The organism is Sphingomonas paucimobilis NBRC 13935 (assembly GCF_000739895.2).
Taxonomy (GTDB): domain Bacteria; phylum Pseudomonadota; class Alphaproteobacteria; order Sphingomonadales; family Sphingomonadaceae; genus Sphingomonas; species Sphingomonas paucimobilis.
Map to the genome: position 1 here is coordinate 129,223 of NZ_BBJS01000050.1, position 19,538 is coordinate 148,760.

Below are 19,538 nucleotides of genomic sequence, written 5' to 3' on the forward strand. Positions count from 1 at the left end.
TAGGCTGATCCCCGTCCCATTTGCCGCGACGAACCCCGATGGAGCTTCCGCCCATGAGTGACGACGCCTACACCCCGCCCGCCATCTGGACCTGGGACAAGGAGAGCGGCGGCCGCTTCGCCGCGATCAATCGTCCGATCGCCGGCCCGACGCATGACAAGGATCTGCCAGTCGGCCAGCATCCCTTCCAGCTTTATTCGATGGGCACGCCCAATGGCGTGAAGGTCACCATCTTGCTCGAGGAATTGCTGGCGGCCGGCCATAAGGATGCCGAGTATGACGCCTGGCTGATCCGCATCAGCGAAGGCGACCAGTTTGGCAGCGGCTTCGTCGCGATCAATCCCAATTCCAAGATCCCCGCGCTCGTCGACCGGCGTGGCGCCGCGCCGCTTGCCATCTTCGAATCTGGCGCGATCCTGATGCATCTGGCCGAGAGCTTCGGCGCCTTCCTGCCGACCGAGCCGGCCGCTCGCGCGCATGTCCTGTCCTGGCTGTTCTGGCAAATGGGCAGCGCGCCCTTCCTGGGCGGCGGCTTCGGCCATTTCTATGCCTATGCGCCGATGAAGATCGAATATGCCATCAACCGCTATGCGATGGAGGCCAAGCGCCAGCTCGACGTGCTCGACCGTCAGCTCGCGCAGAACCGCTATGTCGCGGGTGAGGACTATAGCATCGCCGACATGGCGATCTGGCCCTGGTACGGGCAGTTGGTGCTCGGCCAGCTTTATGGGGCGGCCGAGTTCCTGCAGGTGAACGACTATGCCCATGTCCGCCGCTGGGCCGAGGAACTGGCCGCGCGGTCAGCGGTCCAGCGCGGGCGGATGGTCAATCGCACCGTCGGCGATCCCTCCGAGCAATTGCTCGAACGCCATGACGCCAGCGATTTCGAGCAGCGGACGCAGGACAAGATCGCGCCGGCGACGCAGGCCTGATGATGCGCGCTTCGCGGTCGATGCGGCGGGATCGCCCGCCATCCGCCGCGAAGCGCTTGATCACCGGCCCGGATCGCGCTTTTACACTCGGCCCCATGTCGCGCGTCCTTTCCCGCTTGTCCCTCCCTCTCCTCGCGCTCGGGCTGACCGGCATGGGGTTGGGCATTGCCGTGCCGCTATCGGCCGACCCTGCGCCGTTCGACTTGCCGGGGCCGAGCCTGCGCATCGCGGTGACGCGCGGCGACAAGACGCTGCCCATTAGCGAGGTCCCCAATCTGGCGGTCGGCGACAGGCTGACCATCGATGCCGATCTGCCCAAGGACCAGCGGGCCCATTATCTGCTCTTCTCCGCCTTTCTGAGCGGCGCGACCAATCCGCCGCCCAAGAACTGGGTTCAATCGGCCGAGACGTGGAAGGACAAGGACAAGGATCGCCGCCTGACCCTGACCGTGCCCAAGGGCGCGCGGCAGATGGCGCTGTTCCTGGTGCCGGAAACCGGTGGCGCGTCGGGCACCATCGTCGATGCCGTGCGCGACCGGCCGGGCGAGTTCGTCCGCGCAGTGCAGGATCTGAACCAGGCCTCGCTCGATCGGTCACGGCTCAACGCCTTCGTCGCGGCGATCCGCGCGCAGGAGAACAGCCATCCCGAATTCCTTCGCACCATCGCCCCCGCTTTGGCCGGCAGCCTGGCGATCAAGATGAACCCCGATTGCCTCGCGCGGGTGATCGAGTTGCAGGCGGCGTGCCTGCTCGAAAACCGCGACGCGCTGGTGCTCGCCGATATTCACAGTAGTTCGATGACCGACACGCTGATCGGCGCGCCCACCGATCTGGCGTTGCAGCTCAGCTACACGCGCGAGGCGGGGCTGGGCTATTACAGCCCCTATATCGGGGTCATCCGCGATATCGCCCGCGTCTTCGGCGCGTTCGGCAATCCGCAATTCGGCTATCTGCCGACGCTCGCCACGCGCGACGGGGATCGGCTGTCGTTGCTGCTCAACGCCGCGCCGTCCTTCGCCAAGCCCAAATCGGTGCTGGTCGCCGCCATGCCCGCGATCGATGCGGGCAGCCCGCCCAGGCTGCGCGCCGGCACCGACCAGCCGCTCTGCGGCGCGAAACCGGGGCTGGTCTTGCCGGTCGAGGGCGCGCCGCTGATCTATTCGACCGCCTTTGCGCGCAACATGGCGGTGACGCTGACCCCGGCCAATGGCCAGCCGATCGAGGTGCCGGTCCGCGCCCGCGCCGATCGCGGCGGCTATATGCTCGCCGAGCCGCTGCCCGCCGGCCTGTCGGGCAAGGCCAGTGCACGGCTGCATGGCCAATGGGGCTTCGAGTCCTTCGAAGGGCCCAGCTTTACCTTCCAATTCCCGGCGGGCGGCGACTGGCACCCGAGTGATGCGGACCAGAGCCTGGTGGTCGGCCGCGACAATGCCGTCGAACTGACCGGCCCCGCCGCCGCCTGCGTCACCGGGGTGACGATGCGGATGGGCAGTGGCGCGGCGCAGAGTGTCGCCTTCACGCCGCGCGGTACCGATGCGATCGCCGTCACCCTACCGATGAAAGGCAGCCGCGCCGGCCCGGTGACGCTGGAGGTGCAGCAGATGGGCAGCGATACGCCGCGCACCCTGACCCTGCGCGCCTATTCGCCGGCCAGCCGGGTCGACACGGTGACGCTGGCGACAGGTGATCGGTTCGTGACGTTGACCGGACAAAGGCTGGACGAGATTGCGGGCATCGACATCGGGGAGTTCCACCTGTCCCCCGGCCAGGTGACCCGCGACGGCGACACCGACCGGCTGGTCGCCACCACGACTGGCGACCGCGCGCCCGAAGGCGCGACCGCACGCATCAAGCTGAATGACGGGCGTACGCTGTCCGTCCCGGTCACGAGCGCTCCACCCCGCCCCGCCGCGACACTCGTCAGCCGTACCCTGACCATGCCCACCACGCCCGAAGGCTTGGCGCTGGCGACACGGGACGAGAGCATTTTGCCGGACAAGGCCAAGCTGACCTTCGCCATCCGCGCCGTCGACGGCCAGCGGCTGACGCCAGGCGACGCGGTCGAGGTGACGACAGCGGACGGCAGCGCCTCGGTCACGCTGGAGGGCGGGCGCGACGTACGGCTGTCTTCGCCCGAAATCGCGGTGGCGACGCTCGATCCGGCGCGCCTGGGGCCAGCGGCGGCGGGACCACTTCGCTATCGCTTGGTTCGTGGGACGATCAAGGGCGACTGGGTACCGCTCGCCACGCTGGTCCGCCTGCCCCGGATCGAGGCGGTGCGCTGCGACGCCGGCAATTGTCAGATGGAGGGACGCGACCTGTTCCTGATCGATCGGGTCGCCGCCACGGCCGATATGGCGGGCGCGATGACGGTGCCGGCCGGCTATACCGCGTCGCGACTGGCGGTGCCGGCTCCTACAAGCGGCTCCTTCTCCCTCACGCTCCGCGATGCGCCGACGATGCCCTTCACCCTCGCCATCGGCCAGTAAGGACAACAGTCTCGCCCCTTCAGGAGGGGATCACGCCGGCGCGCCCTCGCGCTGCTCCAGCGCCTGACGCAGCGCGCGCACCTCCACTTGCAGGGCGCGGAGATCGTCGACCGCCATGCCGGAGCGCGCGATGATCTCCTCGCCCAGGCACCCGCATTGCTCGCGCAGATCGCGCCCCGTCACGGTCAGCGTCACGCGCACCTGCCGCTCGTCATGCGGATCGCGCTCGCGGGTGACCAGCCCCCCCGCCTCCAGCCGCTTGACCAACGGAGTCACGGTGCTCGATTCCAAGGCCAGACGCTGCGCGATCGCGCCGATCGTCCGGCCATCCTCTTCCCACAACACATGAAGCGCCAGATATTGTGGATAGGTTAGGCCAAGCTGGTCGAGCATGGGCTTATAGGTCCGTTGAACCGCCATATTGGCCGCGTACAGCGCAAAACAAAGCTGATCGTCGAGCGGCCATGGTGCCGACATGCGCTATCTCCCGGGAAAAGGTCGAAAAAGCATATCGCGATAAAAGAAGGACTGGACAAGGCCCTGCAAACTATCTATATATGTATCGCGATAAACATTATCGGAGAATATACGTGGCGATCGACGTGAAATATCAGACCCAGGCCCGCGCGACGGGTGGCCGTGACGGTCATGCCCGGAGCCAGGACGGCACGCTCGATCTAGCGCTCTCCACCCCCAAGGAGTTGGGCGGCGCGGGCGGCGACGGCACGAACCCCGAGCAACTGTTCGCCGCCGGCTATTCGGCCTGCTTCATCGGCGCGCTGAAGGTCGCCGGCCAGCAGTTGAAGCTGAAGGTTCCGGCCGATCTCGCGGTGTCGGCGAAGGTCGGTATCGGTCCGCGCGCGGCGGGCGGCTTCGGCATCACCACCGACCTGACGGTCGAGCTGCCGGGTCTCGACCGTGCGGACGCGGAAAAGCTGGTCGAGGCGGCGCATCAGATCTGCCCCTATTCCAACGCCACGCGCGGCAATGTCGATGTCGGTTTGACGATCGCCTGACCTTTTCACGAGCTCCCGTCCCTGCCGGCGCGGTCGATTCTTCCCTAAGACCGCGCCGGTCTTTTTGTATCAGGCGGAGTCGCGTCCGATCAGTTGCGGCGGCATTTCATAGCCTGGAACCTCCTCCCCCGCGATCCGCGCGAACAGCGCCATGACCATAGCCCGGGCGCCTTCGCGCAAATCCTGTCGGATCGTCGTCAGGCGCGGGATCGCCCGCTCGGCCAGGGGAAGATCGTCAAACCCCGTCACCGCGACATCGCCCGGCACCGATAGCCCCCGGACCGCCAACTCCGCCATCGTCGCCAGCGCGATCATGTCGGAGGCGGCAACGATCCCATCGATCCCCTGCCCGCCCGCGTCGAGACTGGCCGCAATCTGATCGGACATCAGGTCGGGCGCCAGCGCGGTGTCGAACTGGACCGGCGGCGGCAAGCCCGCCTCGGCCAGCGCATCGCACAGCCCGGAATGACGCTGCGCCAGTTCCAGCGTCCGTATCTCCCCCATGAAAGCGATGCGCCGTCGCCCACCGGCGATCAGCCGCTCGCCCGCCATCCGCCCGCCCAGCCGGTTGTCCACGCCCACCGCACAGTGGCGCTGTCCGGGCAGGCTGCTGCCCCAGACGACGAGCGGGCGATAGATTTCGGCCATGGCCTCGATCACCGCCAACTGGTCCGACTGGCCGATCAACAGGACGCCGTCGACCATCCCCGAGCGGGTAATGCGCGACAGCCATTCATCGTCATCGGGGATGATCCGCGACAGCATCACGTCGTGATCGCGCGCCGCCAGTTCGTCGGCGAGATGGCCGAGCAAGGTCATGAAGAAGGGATCGGAGACGCGCTGCCGTCGCTCATGTCCCAGCGGAATGGCGATGCCGATCACCCCGGTCCGCTGCGCCCGCAAGCGGCGGGCCATCTGGTTGGGCTGGAAATTATGCTCCGTCGCCAGTGCCGCGATCCGCTGGCGGGTTTCGGCATTGACCATCGTCTTGCCCGCGAGCGCGCGCGAGACGGTGCCGGGCGATACGCCGGCCAGTCGGGCGATATCCTTTAGGGTACGGGCGGGCGGCGGCGAATGGCTCATGCTCCGGTCCCCTGAACCAAAAGTGGGACGGATGCCACGGGGCACCCGTCCCAGTCGGGAGAAAGGATCAGAAACGGTAGCGGATAGAGGCCGACACCGTGCGCCCGTAAAGCGCCGTGTTGTTGAACACGGCCTGGGTGGAGGACAGGACCGGGAACAGCCCGCCGCCGCCACGGAAACCCAGCTTGTCGAACAGGTTGTTGACGTTCAGGCCCAGCTCCAGATTTTCCATCGGCCGCACCGTCACGAAACCGTTGACGAAGGTCGAACCCTTGATCGTGTAGAGGTTGAAATCGTCCGACTTGGTGCTGGTCTGGCCGTTCACGCTGACACCGATCGCGAAGGGCCCCGCATCATAGGAGGGCGACACCACGAACAGGAAGTCGGGCAGCCCGCCGGGCTTGTTGCCGACCAGGGCGGGTGTCGCGCTGCTGGTGATCTTCGAATTGGCATAGGTCGCATCGACCGCCAGATGGAAGTCGCCATAGGTCACGCGGCTGGTGAACTCGACACCCCAAGAGCGATAGCCGTTGGAGATGTTCGGATTGTTGTTCGGTGCCGGCTGGTTGATGCGGGTGAAGTCGTAATTATTCTCGGTCAGCGTCGAGTGGAAGCCGGTGACCTCGACCGAATAGGACCCGCCGAACACCCCGCCACGCTGCTTCAGGCCGATTTCCTGCTGGTTGAGATAGTTGACCGAGGTCGCCTGGCCCTGCGCATTCAGCGAGCCGTCCGCGTTGAAATTCCCCGACAGAACACGACGGTCCGCGTTGAAGCGACCGCCCCGGCTGGCCCGGGCAAAGACGCTGGTGCTGTTGTCGAAGGCGTAGAGCGCACCCACCGACCAACTGATATAGCCATCGGTATAATTGATCTTCTCCGCCGTCGGGCTGAGCACCAGCGAGGGGATCAGCGCCGAGCCCAACGCGTCCGAGACGCGGGTCGTCGGCCCCGCGATGCCGCCCTGCGCGGTGCCCTCGCCATGCACGCTGTCATAGCGCACCGAGGCGTCGAGGTTCAGGCCGCCGACCTCGTAACCCGCCTGCAGGAAGGGGGCGACATCGGTATAGGTCAGGTCGACACGGCGCGCGCAGCAGCTACCCCAATTGTCGTTGAACCCGGCCTGGCCCGCGGCGGTCAACTGTGTGCCCGTGGTGGAAAACAGGTCGAGCGGCGCGGCATTCTCACCGTTCAGCTCGCTATACTGGCGGTTGACGTGCCAGTCCTGGACGATGTTCTGCCGCATCACGAACAGGCCGGCGGTCAGCCGCGCCTTGCCCGACCCGACGTCGAACTTGCCGTTCACCGTCAGGTTGTTGGCGAAATTGTCCATGTTCTTCATCAACGTGTTGATGTTCGGATTATTGTTGACGTAGGCGCCCGTATAAAGCTGCCCCAGGTTCGGCCCTGCGGCATAGCGCACCGACCCTACCGTCTGGCCGTTCACCGTCGACCCGATCAGGCCACCCGCGCCGGTGCGGGTCTGGACATTGATGAACTGGGTGGTGAAATTCCCGCTGATCCACTGATAGCGCATCGTGTCGTCGAGCGAGATGTTATCGGTGAAGTCGTAATGGAACTGCCCGCTGATGCCGGTGACGCGCGGGTGGATGCCTTGCATCTCGGCCGACTTCAGCCCACCACCGTCATAGTCCAGATACTGGAAGGCGCGGTTGTAGATCGTGTAAGCCGAGCCCGAACGCCCGTCGAAATTGGGCAACGGCGCGAAACCCGTCACCTTGTTGCCCTCCAGCGTGGCGAGCGTGGGCGTGATGGTGTTGGTCGGTGCCTGCTCGTCCAGCCGCTTGAAATACAGGCGGATGAAACCGCGATTGTCGGGCAGATCCTTGGTGATGTTCGCCTTGATCTGATAGCCGCGCAGGATGTTGAAATTCTCGTTGGTGTAGCCGCCGCCATTGCGCGCATAGCCGCCGATATGGAAGCGCGTCGTCTCGTCGATCGGGCCCCCATAGTCGAAATCGATGCGATGCTCACGGAAGCCGACGCCGTTGGAATAGGCGATCTGGCCGCCCTTGGTCTCACCGGTCTTGCTGATGAAGTTGATGACCGCACCGGGCGCCTGGCTGGCGAAGGTCGAGGCCGAACCGCCGCGCACCGCCTCGACCGTCTTGATATTCTGGTCGAAGCGCAGCCAATAGTCGTTGTTGCCGAAGTTGATGTCGCCGAACAGCACGTCGGGCAGGCCGTCTTCCTGCAACGAGACATATTCGGAGCCGCCGGTCGACACCGGAATGCCGCGCACGCCGATATTGGCATTGCCGCCCGGGCCCGCCGTATCGCTGGGCTGAAGACCGGGGATGTTGCGCAGGATCTCGGCGGTCGAGCGCGGGGTGAAATTCTGGATCGCTTCCTGGCTGACCTGCGAGACCGAGATCGAGCTGCGGAAACGCGAACGCTCGCCGCTGGTCGCGGTGACGACGATGTCGTCGCTCTGCGCACCCGCATCGGGGATGGCCCCGGGTTGCGCCGTGGTCGCGGCCTGGGGATCATCGATCTGCGCCAGCACCGGCGTCGCCGCCATTGCCATCGCCAGTGCCGCCATCGATCCGCACGACCGCAGAACGCCCGTCTTCATACACCCTCTCCTGTCTGGCCCCCGCTGTGTCGGGTTGCTTGAGTCCGTGCTATCACCAAAGCAATCGTTTGCAACACCCCTTTTTGCAAACCATTGCATAGATTTTCCGGCGAGTGTGATCGAGAAAACACGGCGCGCCCGGATCAATCCGGCCATGGGAACGCAAACCTTTGCATGGTACGAGGGACGCAAAGTATCCGGCAGCGGTGCGGATTGGCCCAAGCGCCACGGAGAGGATGAGGACGATGCCTGATATGCCCGACGCGATTCGATCCGTTCTGATCGTTGGGGGTGGCACGGCCGGGTGGATGACGGCGGCGGCGCTGGCCCATGCCTGCCCCCGCGGCCTGACCATCACGCTGGTCGAGTCGGACGAGATCGGCACCGTCGGAGTCGGCGAAGCGACCATTCCCCCGATCCGCCTGTTCAACCAGACGCTCGGCATCGACGAGGCCGAATTCCTGCGCGAGACCAAGGGCAGCTTCAAGCTGGGGATCGAGTTCGTCGGCTGGGGTCGCGAAGGGCATCGCTATTTCCACCCCTTCGGCACGCACGGCAAATCCTTCGATCTGGTGGCGGTGCATCAGCATTGGCTGGCCGCCGGGGGCGCCGAGGGTGTGGTGCCGCCACTCGACGACCTCTCCATGGCCTGGGGTGCCGCCAAGCGCGGGCGGTTCGCCGCGCCGATGGCGGACCCGCACAGCGTCGCCTCTACCTTCGACTATGCCTATCATTTCGACGCGGGCCTCTATGCGCGCTTCCTGCGCCGCTATGCCGAAGCGCGCGGGGTCGTTCGGGTCGAGGGTCGCATCGCCGGCCATGCGCTGGAGGGCGAGCGCGGTCATGTCGCCTCGGTCATGCTCGACGATGGACGAACGCTCGCCGCCGATCTCTTCGTGGACTGTTCGGGCTTTCGCGGTCTGCTGATCGAAGGTGCGTTACATACGGGCTATGAGGATTGGACGCATTGGTTGCCCTGCGACCGCGCGGTGGCGGTGCCCTGTGCCACCGGGGGTGACGGCCTGACGCCCTATACCCGTTCGAGCGCGCGGGCCGCCGGGTGGCAATGGCGCATTCCGCTCCAGCACCGCACGGGCAATGGCTATGTCTATTGCAGCCGCCATATCTCGGACGACGAAGCGGCAGCCACGCTGCTGGCCCATCTCGACGGCCCCGCGCTGGGCGATCCACGTTTCCTGCGCTTCACCACCGGGCGGCGGCGGTTGTTCTGGAACCGCAATGTCGTCGCCATCGGCCTGTCGAGCGGCTTCATGGAACCACTGGAATCGACCAGCATCCATCTGATCCAGGCCGGCGTCGCCAAGCTGCTCGCCTATTTCCCGACCAAAGCCTTCGAACCGCCGGCGATCGAGGAATATAACCGTGTCGCGATCACCGAATATGAGCGCATCCGCGACTTCCTGATCCTGCACTATAAACTGACCGAGCGGACCGACGCGCCGCTATGGCGGGAATGCGCGGCCATGCCGATCCCCGACACGCTGGCGATGAAGATCGCGCATTTCCGCGATCATGGCCGCCTGATCGCACGCGACATGGACCTGTTCGGCCCGGCCAGCTGGGCGGCGGTGCATGTCGGGCAGTTCAACCTGCCCCGCGCCACCGACCCGCTGCTCGCCTATGCCGATCCAGCGCAGAGCCGCGCCTTTGTCGGCAAACTCGCCGGCGCGATCGGCCAGATGGCGGAGTCGATGCCGACCCATGCCGATTGGCTCCGGCGGATCGGGGCGATGGCCTAGCGCCCCGCTTTTAAAGCCCCTCGCCCCCCACCCATTGGGCATGGGCCAATCGTCGGGCCAGTTCCCAATTCTGCTGGCGCAGATCGGGCACCGCGACGACCTCCCACAGGCCGCCGCGCGTCATCGGACCGATGCAATAGAGGCGATCGTCCACGCCGCCATCCGCCGCGACGACATGGCTCTGCGCATCGACCTCCAGCCCGATACGCAGTGCGTCGGGACGGATCATGCCCGCCGCCAGCAATTGCCGGATCAGCGGCTCGCGCGACCGGAGCAGATCACCCTGCGGCCCGGTGCAGTTGACGATGCGCGCCACCCGCATGGTCTTCACCCCATCCTCGCCGCGCGGACGCCAATGGACGACCGCGCCGTCGCCATCCGGTTCGACACGAACCAGCTTGCCGCCCTCGATCGCCAATTGCCCCCGCGCCAGCAGGGCATCGACCGCCTCCGCGATGGACGGGGCCAACCGGTGCCGGTGGACATCCCAATAGGGGCGCAGGTGGCGCAGGAACCGGGCACGGGTGACGGGATCGGCCGCGCCCCACATCATCTGGGTCACCGGGCGCAGGCTGTCGACCGCCCCGCGCCAACCTTGTTCCTGCGCGACGCAGCGGACATGCCGGACCAGCGCCGACAAGGTTGCCGCCGGCCGCTCGCGCAGCGGCGTGACGGGCGGCGTATCAGCATGCCGCCGAGGCGCCAGTCCCCGCCGCGATAGCGCGAGGATCCGTCCGCCAAATCCATTGGCGTCGAGCAGCAAGGCGGCGTCGATCGCGGTGAGCCCGCTACCGACCAGCAACACCTGGTCATCATCGGTCAGCCCGGCGGCGATGTCGCCCGCCCAGGGGTCTTCACGATAGCATCCCTCGGCCAGCGCCGAAGGATCGATCCCGGGCGGCGTATGCGGCGGCAGATTGCCCAGCGCGAGCACCGCCGCATCGGCCGCAAGTTCCCGCCCCTCGGCCAGATTCAGCCGATAGCCCGCACCGTCAGGGGCCAGCGCCACCACCTCGCCCTGCGCCAGCGTTAACCGTGTCGGATCGGCGGCGATCGTCTCCATCAGCAGATCGCGCAGATAATCGCCATAAACCCGGCGCGGGACGAAGGTCTTGGCGCCCCCCGCCCCGCGCGCCTGCAGCCAGCGGACGAAATGATCGGGATCGTCGCGCAGCGCGCTCATATTGCCGGCGCGGACGTTCAGCAGATGGTCGGCATGCGCCGCGCTATAGGCTACACCCCGTGCCAACTGGCCCGCATGCCGCTCGATCAGGGTGGCGCGCGGACCACCATGGCGGACCAGATTGATCGCGAGCAGCGTGCCGGCAAAGCCGCCTCCGATGATCGCCACATGGTCGATCCCCGATGTCATGATCTCGCCATTTCCCTTACGCCGCCGATCCGCCTTCCTCTACCGGCCCCGCTCCCATTCGCCACCCGAGAAATCGGTATACGATCCAGACAGCCTGCATTAGGCTATGCTTTTCGCGAGGGGTTTGGACGAATATGCGGTCATATTGGCGGGTTTCCGGTTTGGTCTTGTCGCTGGCTTGCCTTACCCCGACCATCCCCGCCGCAGCCCGGACTCAGGCGCCGGCTCCGCTGTCCGTCGAAGGTATTTTCGGACCCCAGGCGGTACGCACCGAATCCGTTCGCGCCAGTCGCTGGAGCCCCGATGGCGAAAGCTATCTGGCGATCGAGGACAATGCCAAGGGCGGCCAGGATATCGTCCGCTATCGCATTGCCGATGGCCGACGCGAAGTGGTGGTCGCGGCCAGCGATCTGGTGCCCAAGGGCGCGAAGACGCCATTGGGAATCGACGGCTATGAATGGTCGCCCGACCATCGCTGGCTGCTGATCCGCACCAATGGCCAACGCTTCCGGCGGACCAATGCACTCGCCGATTACTGGCTCTTCGACGGCACGGCCAAGGCGCTGCGCCAGATCGGCGGCGGCGCTGCACCCTCCGCGCTGCTCTATGCCAGCTTCTCGCCCGATAGCAGCCGGGTCGCCTATGTCCGCGCCAATAACCTCTATGTCGAACCCGTCGCCGGCGGTGCGCCGATCGCATTGACACGCGACGGGGACGATTATGTCGTCAACGGACTGGCCGACTGGGTCTATGAGGAGGAATTCTCGCTCCACCGCGCCTTCGAATGGAGCCCGGATTCGAAGCGGATCGCCTTTTTCCGGTTCGACACGCGCGGCGTCGGCACCTTCGACATGATCAAGAACACCGGTGGCCAATATTCGCAGGTCATCCCGCTGCAATATCCCAAGGCCGGCACGACCAATTCGGCCGTCACGGTCGGAACCGTCGATGTCGTGGACAGCCGGACGCGCTGGTTCAAGCTGACGGGCGATCCGCGCCAGAATTACGTGCCGCAGATGAGCTGGGCCGGCGGATCGGACGCGGTGTTCATCCAACAGTCCAACCGCTTGCAGAATACGTACAACGTCCTGCTTGGCGATCCGGCGACCGGTGCGGTGCGTCCGGTGATGGTCGAGAAGGACGCCGCCTGGGTCGAGGCCAATGACGCCCCCCAATGGTTGGACGGCGGGCGACGCTTCACCTGGCTGTCGGAGCGGGACGGCTGGCGGCATCTCTATACCATCGATCGGGCGAGCGGCCGCGCCACGCTGCGCACGCCGGGCAAGTTCGACGTGGTCGAACTGCTCAATGTCGATGAGAAAGCCGGCTATGCCTGGTTCATCGCCTCGCCGGATAATCCGACCCAGCGCTATCTCTATCGCACCACCCTGTCGGGCCGGCCTCAGGTAGAGCGGCTGACCCCGGCCGGTCAGCCGGGCACGCACAGCTATGACATCGCGCCGGGCGAGCATTGGGCGCTGCATACCGTCTCGCGCTTCGATGCGCCGCCGGTCACCGACATGCTCGACATGACGCGCCAGCAGCCACTGCGCACGCTGGCGGCCAATGCGCCGCTCGCGCAGGTCGTCAAGGATAGCGGCCTTGCCCCCACCGAGTTCTTCCGCGTCGATATCGGCGGCGGCACGCAGCTCGACGGCTGGCTGATCAAGCCGCCGGGCTTCGATCCGGCCAAGCGCTATCCCATCCTCTATTTCGTCTACGGCGAACCCTGGGGCCAGACGGTCGCCGATCGCTGGGCGGGGTCGCAGGGGCTGTGGCACCGGATGCTGGCGCAAAAAGGCTATCTGGTCGCCAGCATCGACCCGCACGGCACCGCCACCCCGCGCGGGCGAGACTGGCGCAAGAGCATCTATCGCCAGGTCGGCATCCTCGCCTCCGCCGATTATGCCGCGGCGGTCCGCAAGATGCTGGCGACGCGGCCCTATATCGATCCCGACCGTATCGGCATCTGGGGCTGGAGCGGCGGCGGCGCGATGACCCAGAACGCGCTGTTCCGCTATCCCGACCTCTACAAGACCGGCATTGCGGTGGCGGGGCCGACCGACATGAAGCTCTACGACACCGTCTATCAGGAACGCTATATGGGCCTGCCGCAGGACAATGCGGAGGGGTATAAGAACGGCTCGCCCATCACCTTCGCCGACCGGCTGAAGGGCAATCTGCTGCTGATCCACGGCACGCTGGACGACAATGTCCATTATCAGAACCAGGATCAGCTGGTGGACCGCCTGATCCACTTCAACAAGCCGTTCACGATGATGGCCTATCCCGATCGCAGCCACGGCATCTACGAAGGTGAGAATACGAGCATCCACCTCTATTCGCTGATGACGCGCTATTTGGAGACGAACCTGCCGCCGGGCGGGCGGTGATCGGGCGTCAGGAGACCCAACGTATCCGGGACTTACCCTCGCGCCGCCAACCCTTGTGCGTCCGGGTGTAGCGGTATTCGGCTCCGCTGCCGCAAAGGCCGCTGCATTCCGTCGTGACCAGCACCGTTGCGGAGCGACCATCCAACGCGATGTTTGGCACGGCGATCGTGATGATCAAGGCTGGCGGACGCTGCACGCCCTCCGTCGGAACATGCTCGGCCGCCCGCGATCGGGCGTCGCCATCGGCCGCCAAATAGCCGGCCGGCAACTTGTGCGCCAATGCGGGACATAGCTTCATCAGGTCATCGCGGGCCGGATCGGTCTCTATGAAGGAGCCACCGGCTATCCCAGGCGAAGGAAGGTCGACCATGACAGTTTGGCCCAGCGCACAAATGTCCCGCCGCGACACGTCGCTTTGCTCAGCCCCAACACTTAACAGCGACAAGAGTACAAAGAGCATCGACCTCCCCTCCCCCAGCTGGCCCCATAGTCACGCACGGCGCGGCATCTGACAACCCTTTCAGATGTCTCTTTGCAATCGTTTGTTGCAATGCATCCCGGATCACGTCATGATGCTCCTCGACGCGGAAAACCGGCGCTAGATACGGTCTACACCCCGCGTGCGAGAGGACCCTGATGACCCCGTCCACCCCCGCCGCCGGAACCATGGCCCCGATCAAGCCGCGCCTGTCCCTCGTCCGCATCCTCGAGATGAACCTGGGCTTTCTGGGCCTGCAATTCAGCTTCGGGTTGCAGCAGGGCAATATGGCGCCGATCTACAGTTATCTCGGTGCATCGGAAGCGCAGATTCCGCTGCTCCAGCTGGCCGGGCCGATGACGGGGCTGCTCATCCAGCCGCTGATCGGCGCCATGAGCGATCGGACCGACAGCCGCTGGGGCCGGCGCACGCCCTATTTCCTGATCGGCGCGGTGTTGTGCGCGCTGGGCCTGTTCTTCATGCCGCTCAGTTCGTCGATCCTGATGGCGGTGTCGCTGCTCTGGATCCTGGACGCGGGCAACAACATCACCATGGAGCCGTACCGCGCCTATGTCTCCGACCGGTTGGACAAGAGCCAGCATAATGTCGGCTTCCTGACCCAAAGCGCCTTTACCGGGCTGGCGCAGATGCTCGCCTTCCTCACGCCGTCGCTGCTGGTCTGGGCGGGCATGAACCCGGATTGGGTCGACAGCCACCATATCCCCTATACCGCGCGCGTCGTGTTCATGATCGGCGCGGTCCTGTCCTTCGGGACGATCATCTGGTCGATCCGGCGCGTGCCCGAACTGCCGCTGACCCCGGAGGAGCGCGCGCGGATCGCGGCGAGCCCCAAGGGGCTGGGCGCGACGCTGATCGAGATCGGCGACGCGATCCGCACCATGCCAGTGGCGATGCGCAAGCTGGCACTGATGAGCCTGTTCCAATGGTATGCGATGATGGCCTATTGGAATTACGTCATCTACGCGATCGGCCGTTCGGTCTATGGCACCGCCGACGCCACCTCGTCGGGCTTCCACGCCGCCGTGCTGACCAATGGCGAGGTCGCCGCCTTTTATAACGGTGTGGCGTTCCTGGCGGCCTTTGCGATGGTGCCGCTGGCCAAGCGCTGGGGCGCGGCGCCGCTGCACGCGCTGTGCCTGGTCATCACCGGTCTGGGCATGATCGCGATGCCGCATATGACCAGCAAGGCGATGCTGTTCCTGCCCGCCATCGGCATCGGCCTGGGCTGGGCGAGCATGATGGGCAATCCTTACGTCATCCTGGCCGGGTCGATCCCGCCGGAGCGGACCGGCGTCTATATGGGCATCTTCAACATGATGATCGTCATCCCGATGCTGATCTTCGGCGTGACGCTGCCGCTTTTCTATCAATCCTGGTTGGGCGGCGATCCGCGCAATGTGCTGATCCTGTGCGGCGTGCTGATGCTGCTCGCCGCTGTCTCCGTCTTCTCCGTTCGGTCGAAGCAACCGCGCGAGCGGCTCCAACACGCCTGACCAGCTCTCCTTCTCCATACCGAGGTATCATGACCACAGCCCCCGCCCCTGCCCATTGGTCGGCCGATGCGCTTGCCGGCATCGCCGCCCAGGCCGATGCCCGACTGCCGGTCTTTACCGCGCAGGACGTCGTACCGATCCTGCCCGACCATGACCTGTGGGATATGTGGCAGATCGCCTATGCCGATGGCCGTACAGCATTGTTCGGTGGCCGCAGCTGGTGGTTCTTCCTGGCCACGCCGCGTTTCGACGATCCCGATCTCCGCCATGACGAGGCGCGCATCCGCCTGACCAGCCACGGCGCGGATGGCTGGCGCGATCATGGCGTGACCTTCGCCGATGGCTTTACGCCGGGCAGCCGCGAATGGTCGGGCTCTGCGGTGCTGGGCGAAGATGACACCACGCTGACCATGTATTTCACCGCCTCGGGCCGGCGGGGGGGGGCGCGCACCTTCGAGCAGCGACTGTTCGAGACGCAAGGGCGCTTCATCCTAGACGGCGACGCGGCGCGCTGCGAAGGCTGGACCACGCCGGTCGAAAGCGTGGCGGCGGACGGGCATCACTATATCGTCGCCAACCAAGCCGAGCCCGAAAATGGCGGCATCAAGGGGTTTCGCGATCCCGGCTATTTCCGCGATCCGGCGGACGGTTCGGAATATCTGCTGTTCGTCGGCTCGGCGGGCTGGGTCGAAGAGGCGTTTGACGGCGTCATCGGCGTGGCCAGGCGGGTGGACGGTCAATGGGTCCTGCAACCGCCGCTGATCGAGGCGCTGGACGTCAATAGCGAGTTGGAGCGGCCGCACATCATCCTGCGTAATGGCCTCTATTATTGCTTCTGGTCGACCCAAGCCAAGCGCTTCGCCCCCGGCCTGAGCGCGCCGACCGGGCTTTATGCCATGGTCGCGGATCGTCTGTCGGGCCCGTGGCGGCTGGTCAACGGCACCGGACTGGTCGCGGGCAATCCGGACGAAGAGCCGATGCAGGCCTATTGCTGGTGGGTCACCGGCGAAGGCGATGTAATCAGCTTCGTCGACTTTTGGGACCTGAAGGGCGCGGATGTCAGCAACGACCCGGCCCTGCGGCGGCGGCATTTCGGCGGCACCGCCGCACCCTGGTTCCGGCTGGCAATGGCGGGCGACCGGGTGACGATCGCCCAGGGCTGACGATCAGGCCGAGTCGCGCGTGATCAGTTCGGGGGCGAGCACCACGGAGCCCGCCTCTTCGCCGCCGAGGCGGGCGAACAGCGCATCGACCATCGCCTTGGCCCCGGCCGCGATATCCTGACGAATGGTGGTCAGGCGCGGCACGGCCTGGGCGGCGAGTGGCAGATCGTCATAGCCGACAACCGCCAGCGCGTCGGGCACCGCGATCGACCGGTCGGCCAGCACACGCACCGCCGTCATCGCGATCATGTCCGATGCCGCCGCGATGCCGCAGATCGGCATCTGCCCCCCGCCCTGGTGCAGCAAGGCGTCGATATGCGCGGCGATCTCCTGCTCCATCACGTCGGAGGCGAGATGGGCCGAGAGCTGGATGGGCGCATCGGGCAATCCCGCCTCGGCCATCGCCGCCACGACGCCGTCATAGCGCGCGCGGATTTCCGGGGCACTGATATCGCCCAGAAAGGCGATGCGCTGGCATCCCCGCGCCACCAGTCGCTCGCCGACCAGCCGACCGCCAGCCAGATTGTCGGTGCCGACCGCGGCATGGACCTGCCCAGGCAAGGTCACGCCCCAGGCGACCAGCGGACGATAGCGGCGCGCGACGCGTTCGATCGCATCATATTGGTTGGATTGGCCGATCAACAGGACGCCATCGACCATGCCGGAATCGACCACCCGGTCGAGCCAGTCCTCGGCATCCGGGATGACGCGCGACAGCATCACGTCATAGCCATTTTCGGTCAGCGCATCGACCAGATGGCCGAGCATCGTCATGAAGAAGGGGTCGGACAGATGCTGGCGCCGCTCATGGCCCAGCGGAACGACGACGCCGATCACCCCGGTGCGGCGCGTGCGCAGGCGGCTGGCCATCTGGTTGGGGCGAAAACCATGTTCGTCGGCCAGTGCCTTGATCCGCTGCCGCGTCTGTTCGTTGACCAGGGACTTTCCAGCCAAGGCGCGCGACACGGTGCCCGGCGACACGCCGGCCAACTGCGCCAGATCGGCAATGGTGCGCACCCGGCGCGCATCCTGCTCCATGAAATTCTCGTTCATTTAAGAACGCTAACCGCAGCGGCCCCTGACGAACAAGCAGGCAACGGAATTTGTCCGACACTTTTTACATGGGTTAGCGATATTCGTTCGTCACGTCCTTTTTCCATCCGTGCAGGGCGACCACTCGCGCGCCCCGGCATTGGGGTGCCCCGATCACGCGGACCCAGCGGTTCCCCGCTGAACCGCGCAAGGCGATGTCGATGGTGAAACCCCTCCGATGGCGTATCGCATGGCTACGCAACCGCTCCAGCGCAACGCGCGATTCCTCTCGGTACAGCCGGAGCACGCCCTCGCGTTCGAGCGGCCAGTTCCGCCGCCAGTCGAAAAGGTCGTAAACGCCGGTCGACCATGTCAGGCTCTGACCGGATAAGTTGCAGGACCAACGGCCGATCCCATGGAGGCGGAGCCATTCGTCGGCGCCGTCCAGTGGCGCGCCCGGCATTTGGCCTTCGATCAACCGGCCCAGGTCGAGCCGAAGACCATGCTCATAAAGCGGCCAGCTATGGTTCAGGGCGAGCGGTTCGACCGGCTTCATGCGCACTCCTTTCGAAGTTGCGATACGCCAGCAAGCTTAAAATTGGCTCAAAACCGTCCGACATCTGCGGGGTCGGTTATCGATAGGATCTAAAGCGCGCTCGCTTGGCTCGCCTTACATCCCAAACACAGCAGAGCGTGGAATCGCGGCTTCGCGCGACCGAAAAAGCCCCCATCCCAGCGTACGGCAGGATGGGGGACTATTTTCAAACTTTCTCGGTCAGCTCCGGCACGACGGTGAAGAGGTCGCCGACCAGGCCGATGTCCGCAACCTGGAAGATGGGGGCGTCCTCATCCTTGTTGATCGCGACGATGACCTTGGAATCCTTCATCCCCGCCAGATGCTGAATCGCGCCCGAGATGCCAACCGCGACATAGACTTCCGGAGCGACGATCTTGCCGGTCTGGCCGACCTGATAGTCGTTGGGGGCATAGCCCGCATCAACCGCCGCGCGGGAGGCGCCGACGGCGGCGCCCAGCTTGTCGGCGAGCGGATCGATCAGCGCATGGAACTGCTCCTCCGAGCCCAGCGCGCGACCGCCCGAGACGATGATCTTGGCGCTGGTCAGCTCGGGGCGGGCATTCTCGGCCTTTTCGGCGCCGACGAAGCGGGACTTGGCGGCGTCGCCCGTCGAGGCGACCGCCTCGATCACGCCCGAGCCGCCCTCGGCCGCCGCCTTTTCAAAGGCGGTGGTGCGCACGGTCAGGACCAGCTTGGTGTCGCTGGTCTTCACGGTGGCGATCGCGTTGCCCGCATAGATCGGCCGGGTGAAGCTGTCCGGTCCCTCGACCGACAATATGTCGCTGATCTGCATCACGTCGATGAGGGCCGCGACACGCGGGGCGATGTTCTTGCCGGTGGTGGTCGACGGCGCCAGGAACGCGTCGTGATGGCCCATCAGCTCGGCGATCAGCGGCGCGACGTTTTCCGCCAGCGCATTGGCATAGGCCGCATCGTCGGCGACATGGACCTTGCCGACGCCCGCTATCTTGGCGGCGGCCTGCGCCACGTCGCCCACGCCCTGCCCCGCGACGATCAGGTGCACCTCGCCCAGCTTGGCCGCCGCCGTGACGGTCGCCAGCGTGGCATCCTTGACGGACCCACCGTCATGCTCGACCCATACCAGCGTCTTCACTTGGCCACTCCCAGTGCTT

At 65.8% G+C, this 19,538-nt stretch carries 15 protein-coding genes; 7 read left to right on the plus strand and 8 right to left on the minus strand.

Going from position 1 to position 19,538, the window contains the following annotated elements:
* Positions 1–53 precede the first annotated feature (53 nt).
* Together yghU and SP6_RS15915 are read left to right on the plus strand one after the other, a co-directional pair.
* Positions 54–932, plus strand: coding sequence for a glutathione-dependent disulfide-bond oxidoreductase (gene yghU, locus SP6_RS15910; protein WP_007404058.1), 879 nt, complete (start codon positions 54–56; stop codon positions 930–932).
* A gap of 95 nt (positions 933–1,027) precedes the next feature.
* Positions 1,028–3,421, plus strand: a complete 2,394-nt coding sequence (locus SP6_RS15915) for a hypothetical protein (protein WP_037568081.1) — start codon at positions 1,028–1,030, stop codon at positions 3,419–3,421.
* 30 nt (positions 3,422–3,451) lie between these two features.
* On the opposite strand, the gene SP6_RS15920 is transcribed toward SP6_RS15915, so the two are convergent.
* Positions 3,452–3,898, minus strand: coding sequence for a MarR family winged helix-turn-helix transcriptional regulator (locus tag SP6_RS15920; protein WP_007403994.1), 447 nt, complete (start codon positions 3,896–3,898; stop codon positions 3,452–3,454).
* 113 nt (positions 3,899–4,011) lie between these two features.
* Here SP6_RS15920 and SP6_RS15925 point away from each other — a divergent pair, with 113 nt between their 5' ends.
* The gene (locus tag SP6_RS15925; protein ID WP_042469349.1) at positions 4,012–4,437 is read left to right on the plus strand and encodes an organic hydroperoxide resistance protein; all 426 of its coding nucleotides are present in this window, start codon (positions 4,012–4,014) and stop codon (positions 4,435–4,437) included.
* 69 nt (positions 4,438–4,506) lie between these two features.
* Here the strand turns inward: SP6_RS15925 and SP6_RS15930 are convergent, their stop codons facing one another.
* Positions 4,507–5,520, minus strand: a complete 1,014-nt coding sequence (locus SP6_RS15930) for a LacI family DNA-binding transcriptional regulator (protein ID WP_007404107.1) — start codon at positions 5,518–5,520, stop codon at positions 4,507–4,509.
* 67 nt (positions 5,521–5,587) lie between these two features.
* A complete protein-coding gene (locus SP6_RS15935) occupies positions 5,588–8,116 on the minus strand; it encodes a TonB-dependent receptor domain-containing protein (RefSeq protein ID WP_007404165.1) in 2,529 nt (842 codons plus the stop codon).
* Positions 8,117–8,370: 254 nt separating this feature from the next.
* Between SP6_RS15935 and SP6_RS15940 the strand changes: the two genes are divergently transcribed.
* On the plus strand, positions 8,371–9,876 hold the full coding sequence (locus SP6_RS15940; RefSeq protein ID WP_007404042.1) for a tryptophan halogenase family protein: 1,506 nt from the start codon (positions 8,371–8,373) through the stop codon (positions 9,874–9,876).
* A gap of 10 nt (positions 9,877–9,886) precedes the next feature.
* Here SP6_RS15940 and SP6_RS15945 read toward each other — a convergent pair whose 3' ends face one another.
* Complete coding sequence (locus tag SP6_RS15945; RefSeq protein WP_007404223.1) at positions 9,887–11,248, minus strand: FAD/NAD(P)-binding protein; 1,362 nt, start codon at positions 11,246–11,248, stop codon at positions 9,887–9,889.
* 134 nt (positions 11,249–11,382) lie between these two features.
* On the opposite strand from SP6_RS15945, the gene SP6_RS15950 reads away from it, so the two are divergent.
* The gene (locus SP6_RS15950) at positions 11,383–13,641 is read left to right on the plus strand and encodes a S9 family peptidase (RefSeq protein WP_007404247.1); all 2,259 of its coding nucleotides are present in this window, start codon (positions 11,383–11,385) and stop codon (positions 13,639–13,641) included.
* A gap of 7 nt (positions 13,642–13,648) precedes the next feature.
* Here SP6_RS15950 and SP6_RS15955 read toward each other — a convergent pair whose 3' ends face one another.
* On the minus strand, positions 13,649–14,101 hold the full coding sequence (locus SP6_RS15955) for a hypothetical protein (protein ID WP_037567992.1): 453 nt from the start codon (positions 14,099–14,101) through the stop codon (positions 13,649–13,651).
* Positions 14,102–14,277: 176 nt separating this feature from the next.
* On the opposite strand from SP6_RS15955, the gene SP6_RS15960 reads away from it, so the two are divergent.
* Positions 14,278–15,633, plus strand: coding sequence for an MFS transporter (locus SP6_RS15960; RefSeq protein WP_007404006.1), 1,356 nt, complete (start codon positions 14,278–14,280; stop codon positions 15,631–15,633).
* Positions 15,634–15,662: 29 nt separating this feature from the next.
* Complete coding sequence (locus tag SP6_RS15965; protein ID WP_037567995.1) at positions 15,663–16,796, plus strand: glycoside hydrolase family 68 protein; 1,134 nt, start codon at positions 15,663–15,665, stop codon at positions 16,794–16,796.
* A 3-nt stretch (positions 16,797–16,799) separates the two neighbouring features.
* On the opposite strand, the gene SP6_RS15970 is transcribed toward SP6_RS15965, so the two are convergent.
* The 3 genes from SP6_RS15970 to SP6_RS15980 form a co-directional block, all read right to left on the minus strand.
* Positions 16,800–17,849, minus strand: coding sequence for a LacI family DNA-binding transcriptional regulator (locus SP6_RS15970; protein ID WP_037567997.1), 1,050 nt, complete (start codon positions 17,847–17,849; stop codon positions 16,800–16,802).
* A gap of 73 nt (positions 17,850–17,922) precedes the next feature.
* Positions 17,923–18,384, minus strand: a complete 462-nt coding sequence (locus SP6_RS15975) for a hypothetical protein (protein WP_007403992.1) — start codon at positions 18,382–18,384, stop codon at positions 17,923–17,925.
* Positions 18,385–18,589: 205 nt separating this feature from the next.
* Positions 18,590–19,519 (minus strand): electron transfer flavoprotein subunit alpha/FixB family protein, encoded by a 930-nt coding sequence (locus tag SP6_RS15980; protein ID WP_007404161.1) that lies wholly within the window; start codon positions 19,517–19,519, stop codon positions 18,590–18,592.
* Positions 19,520–19,538: the final 19 nt, after the last annotated feature.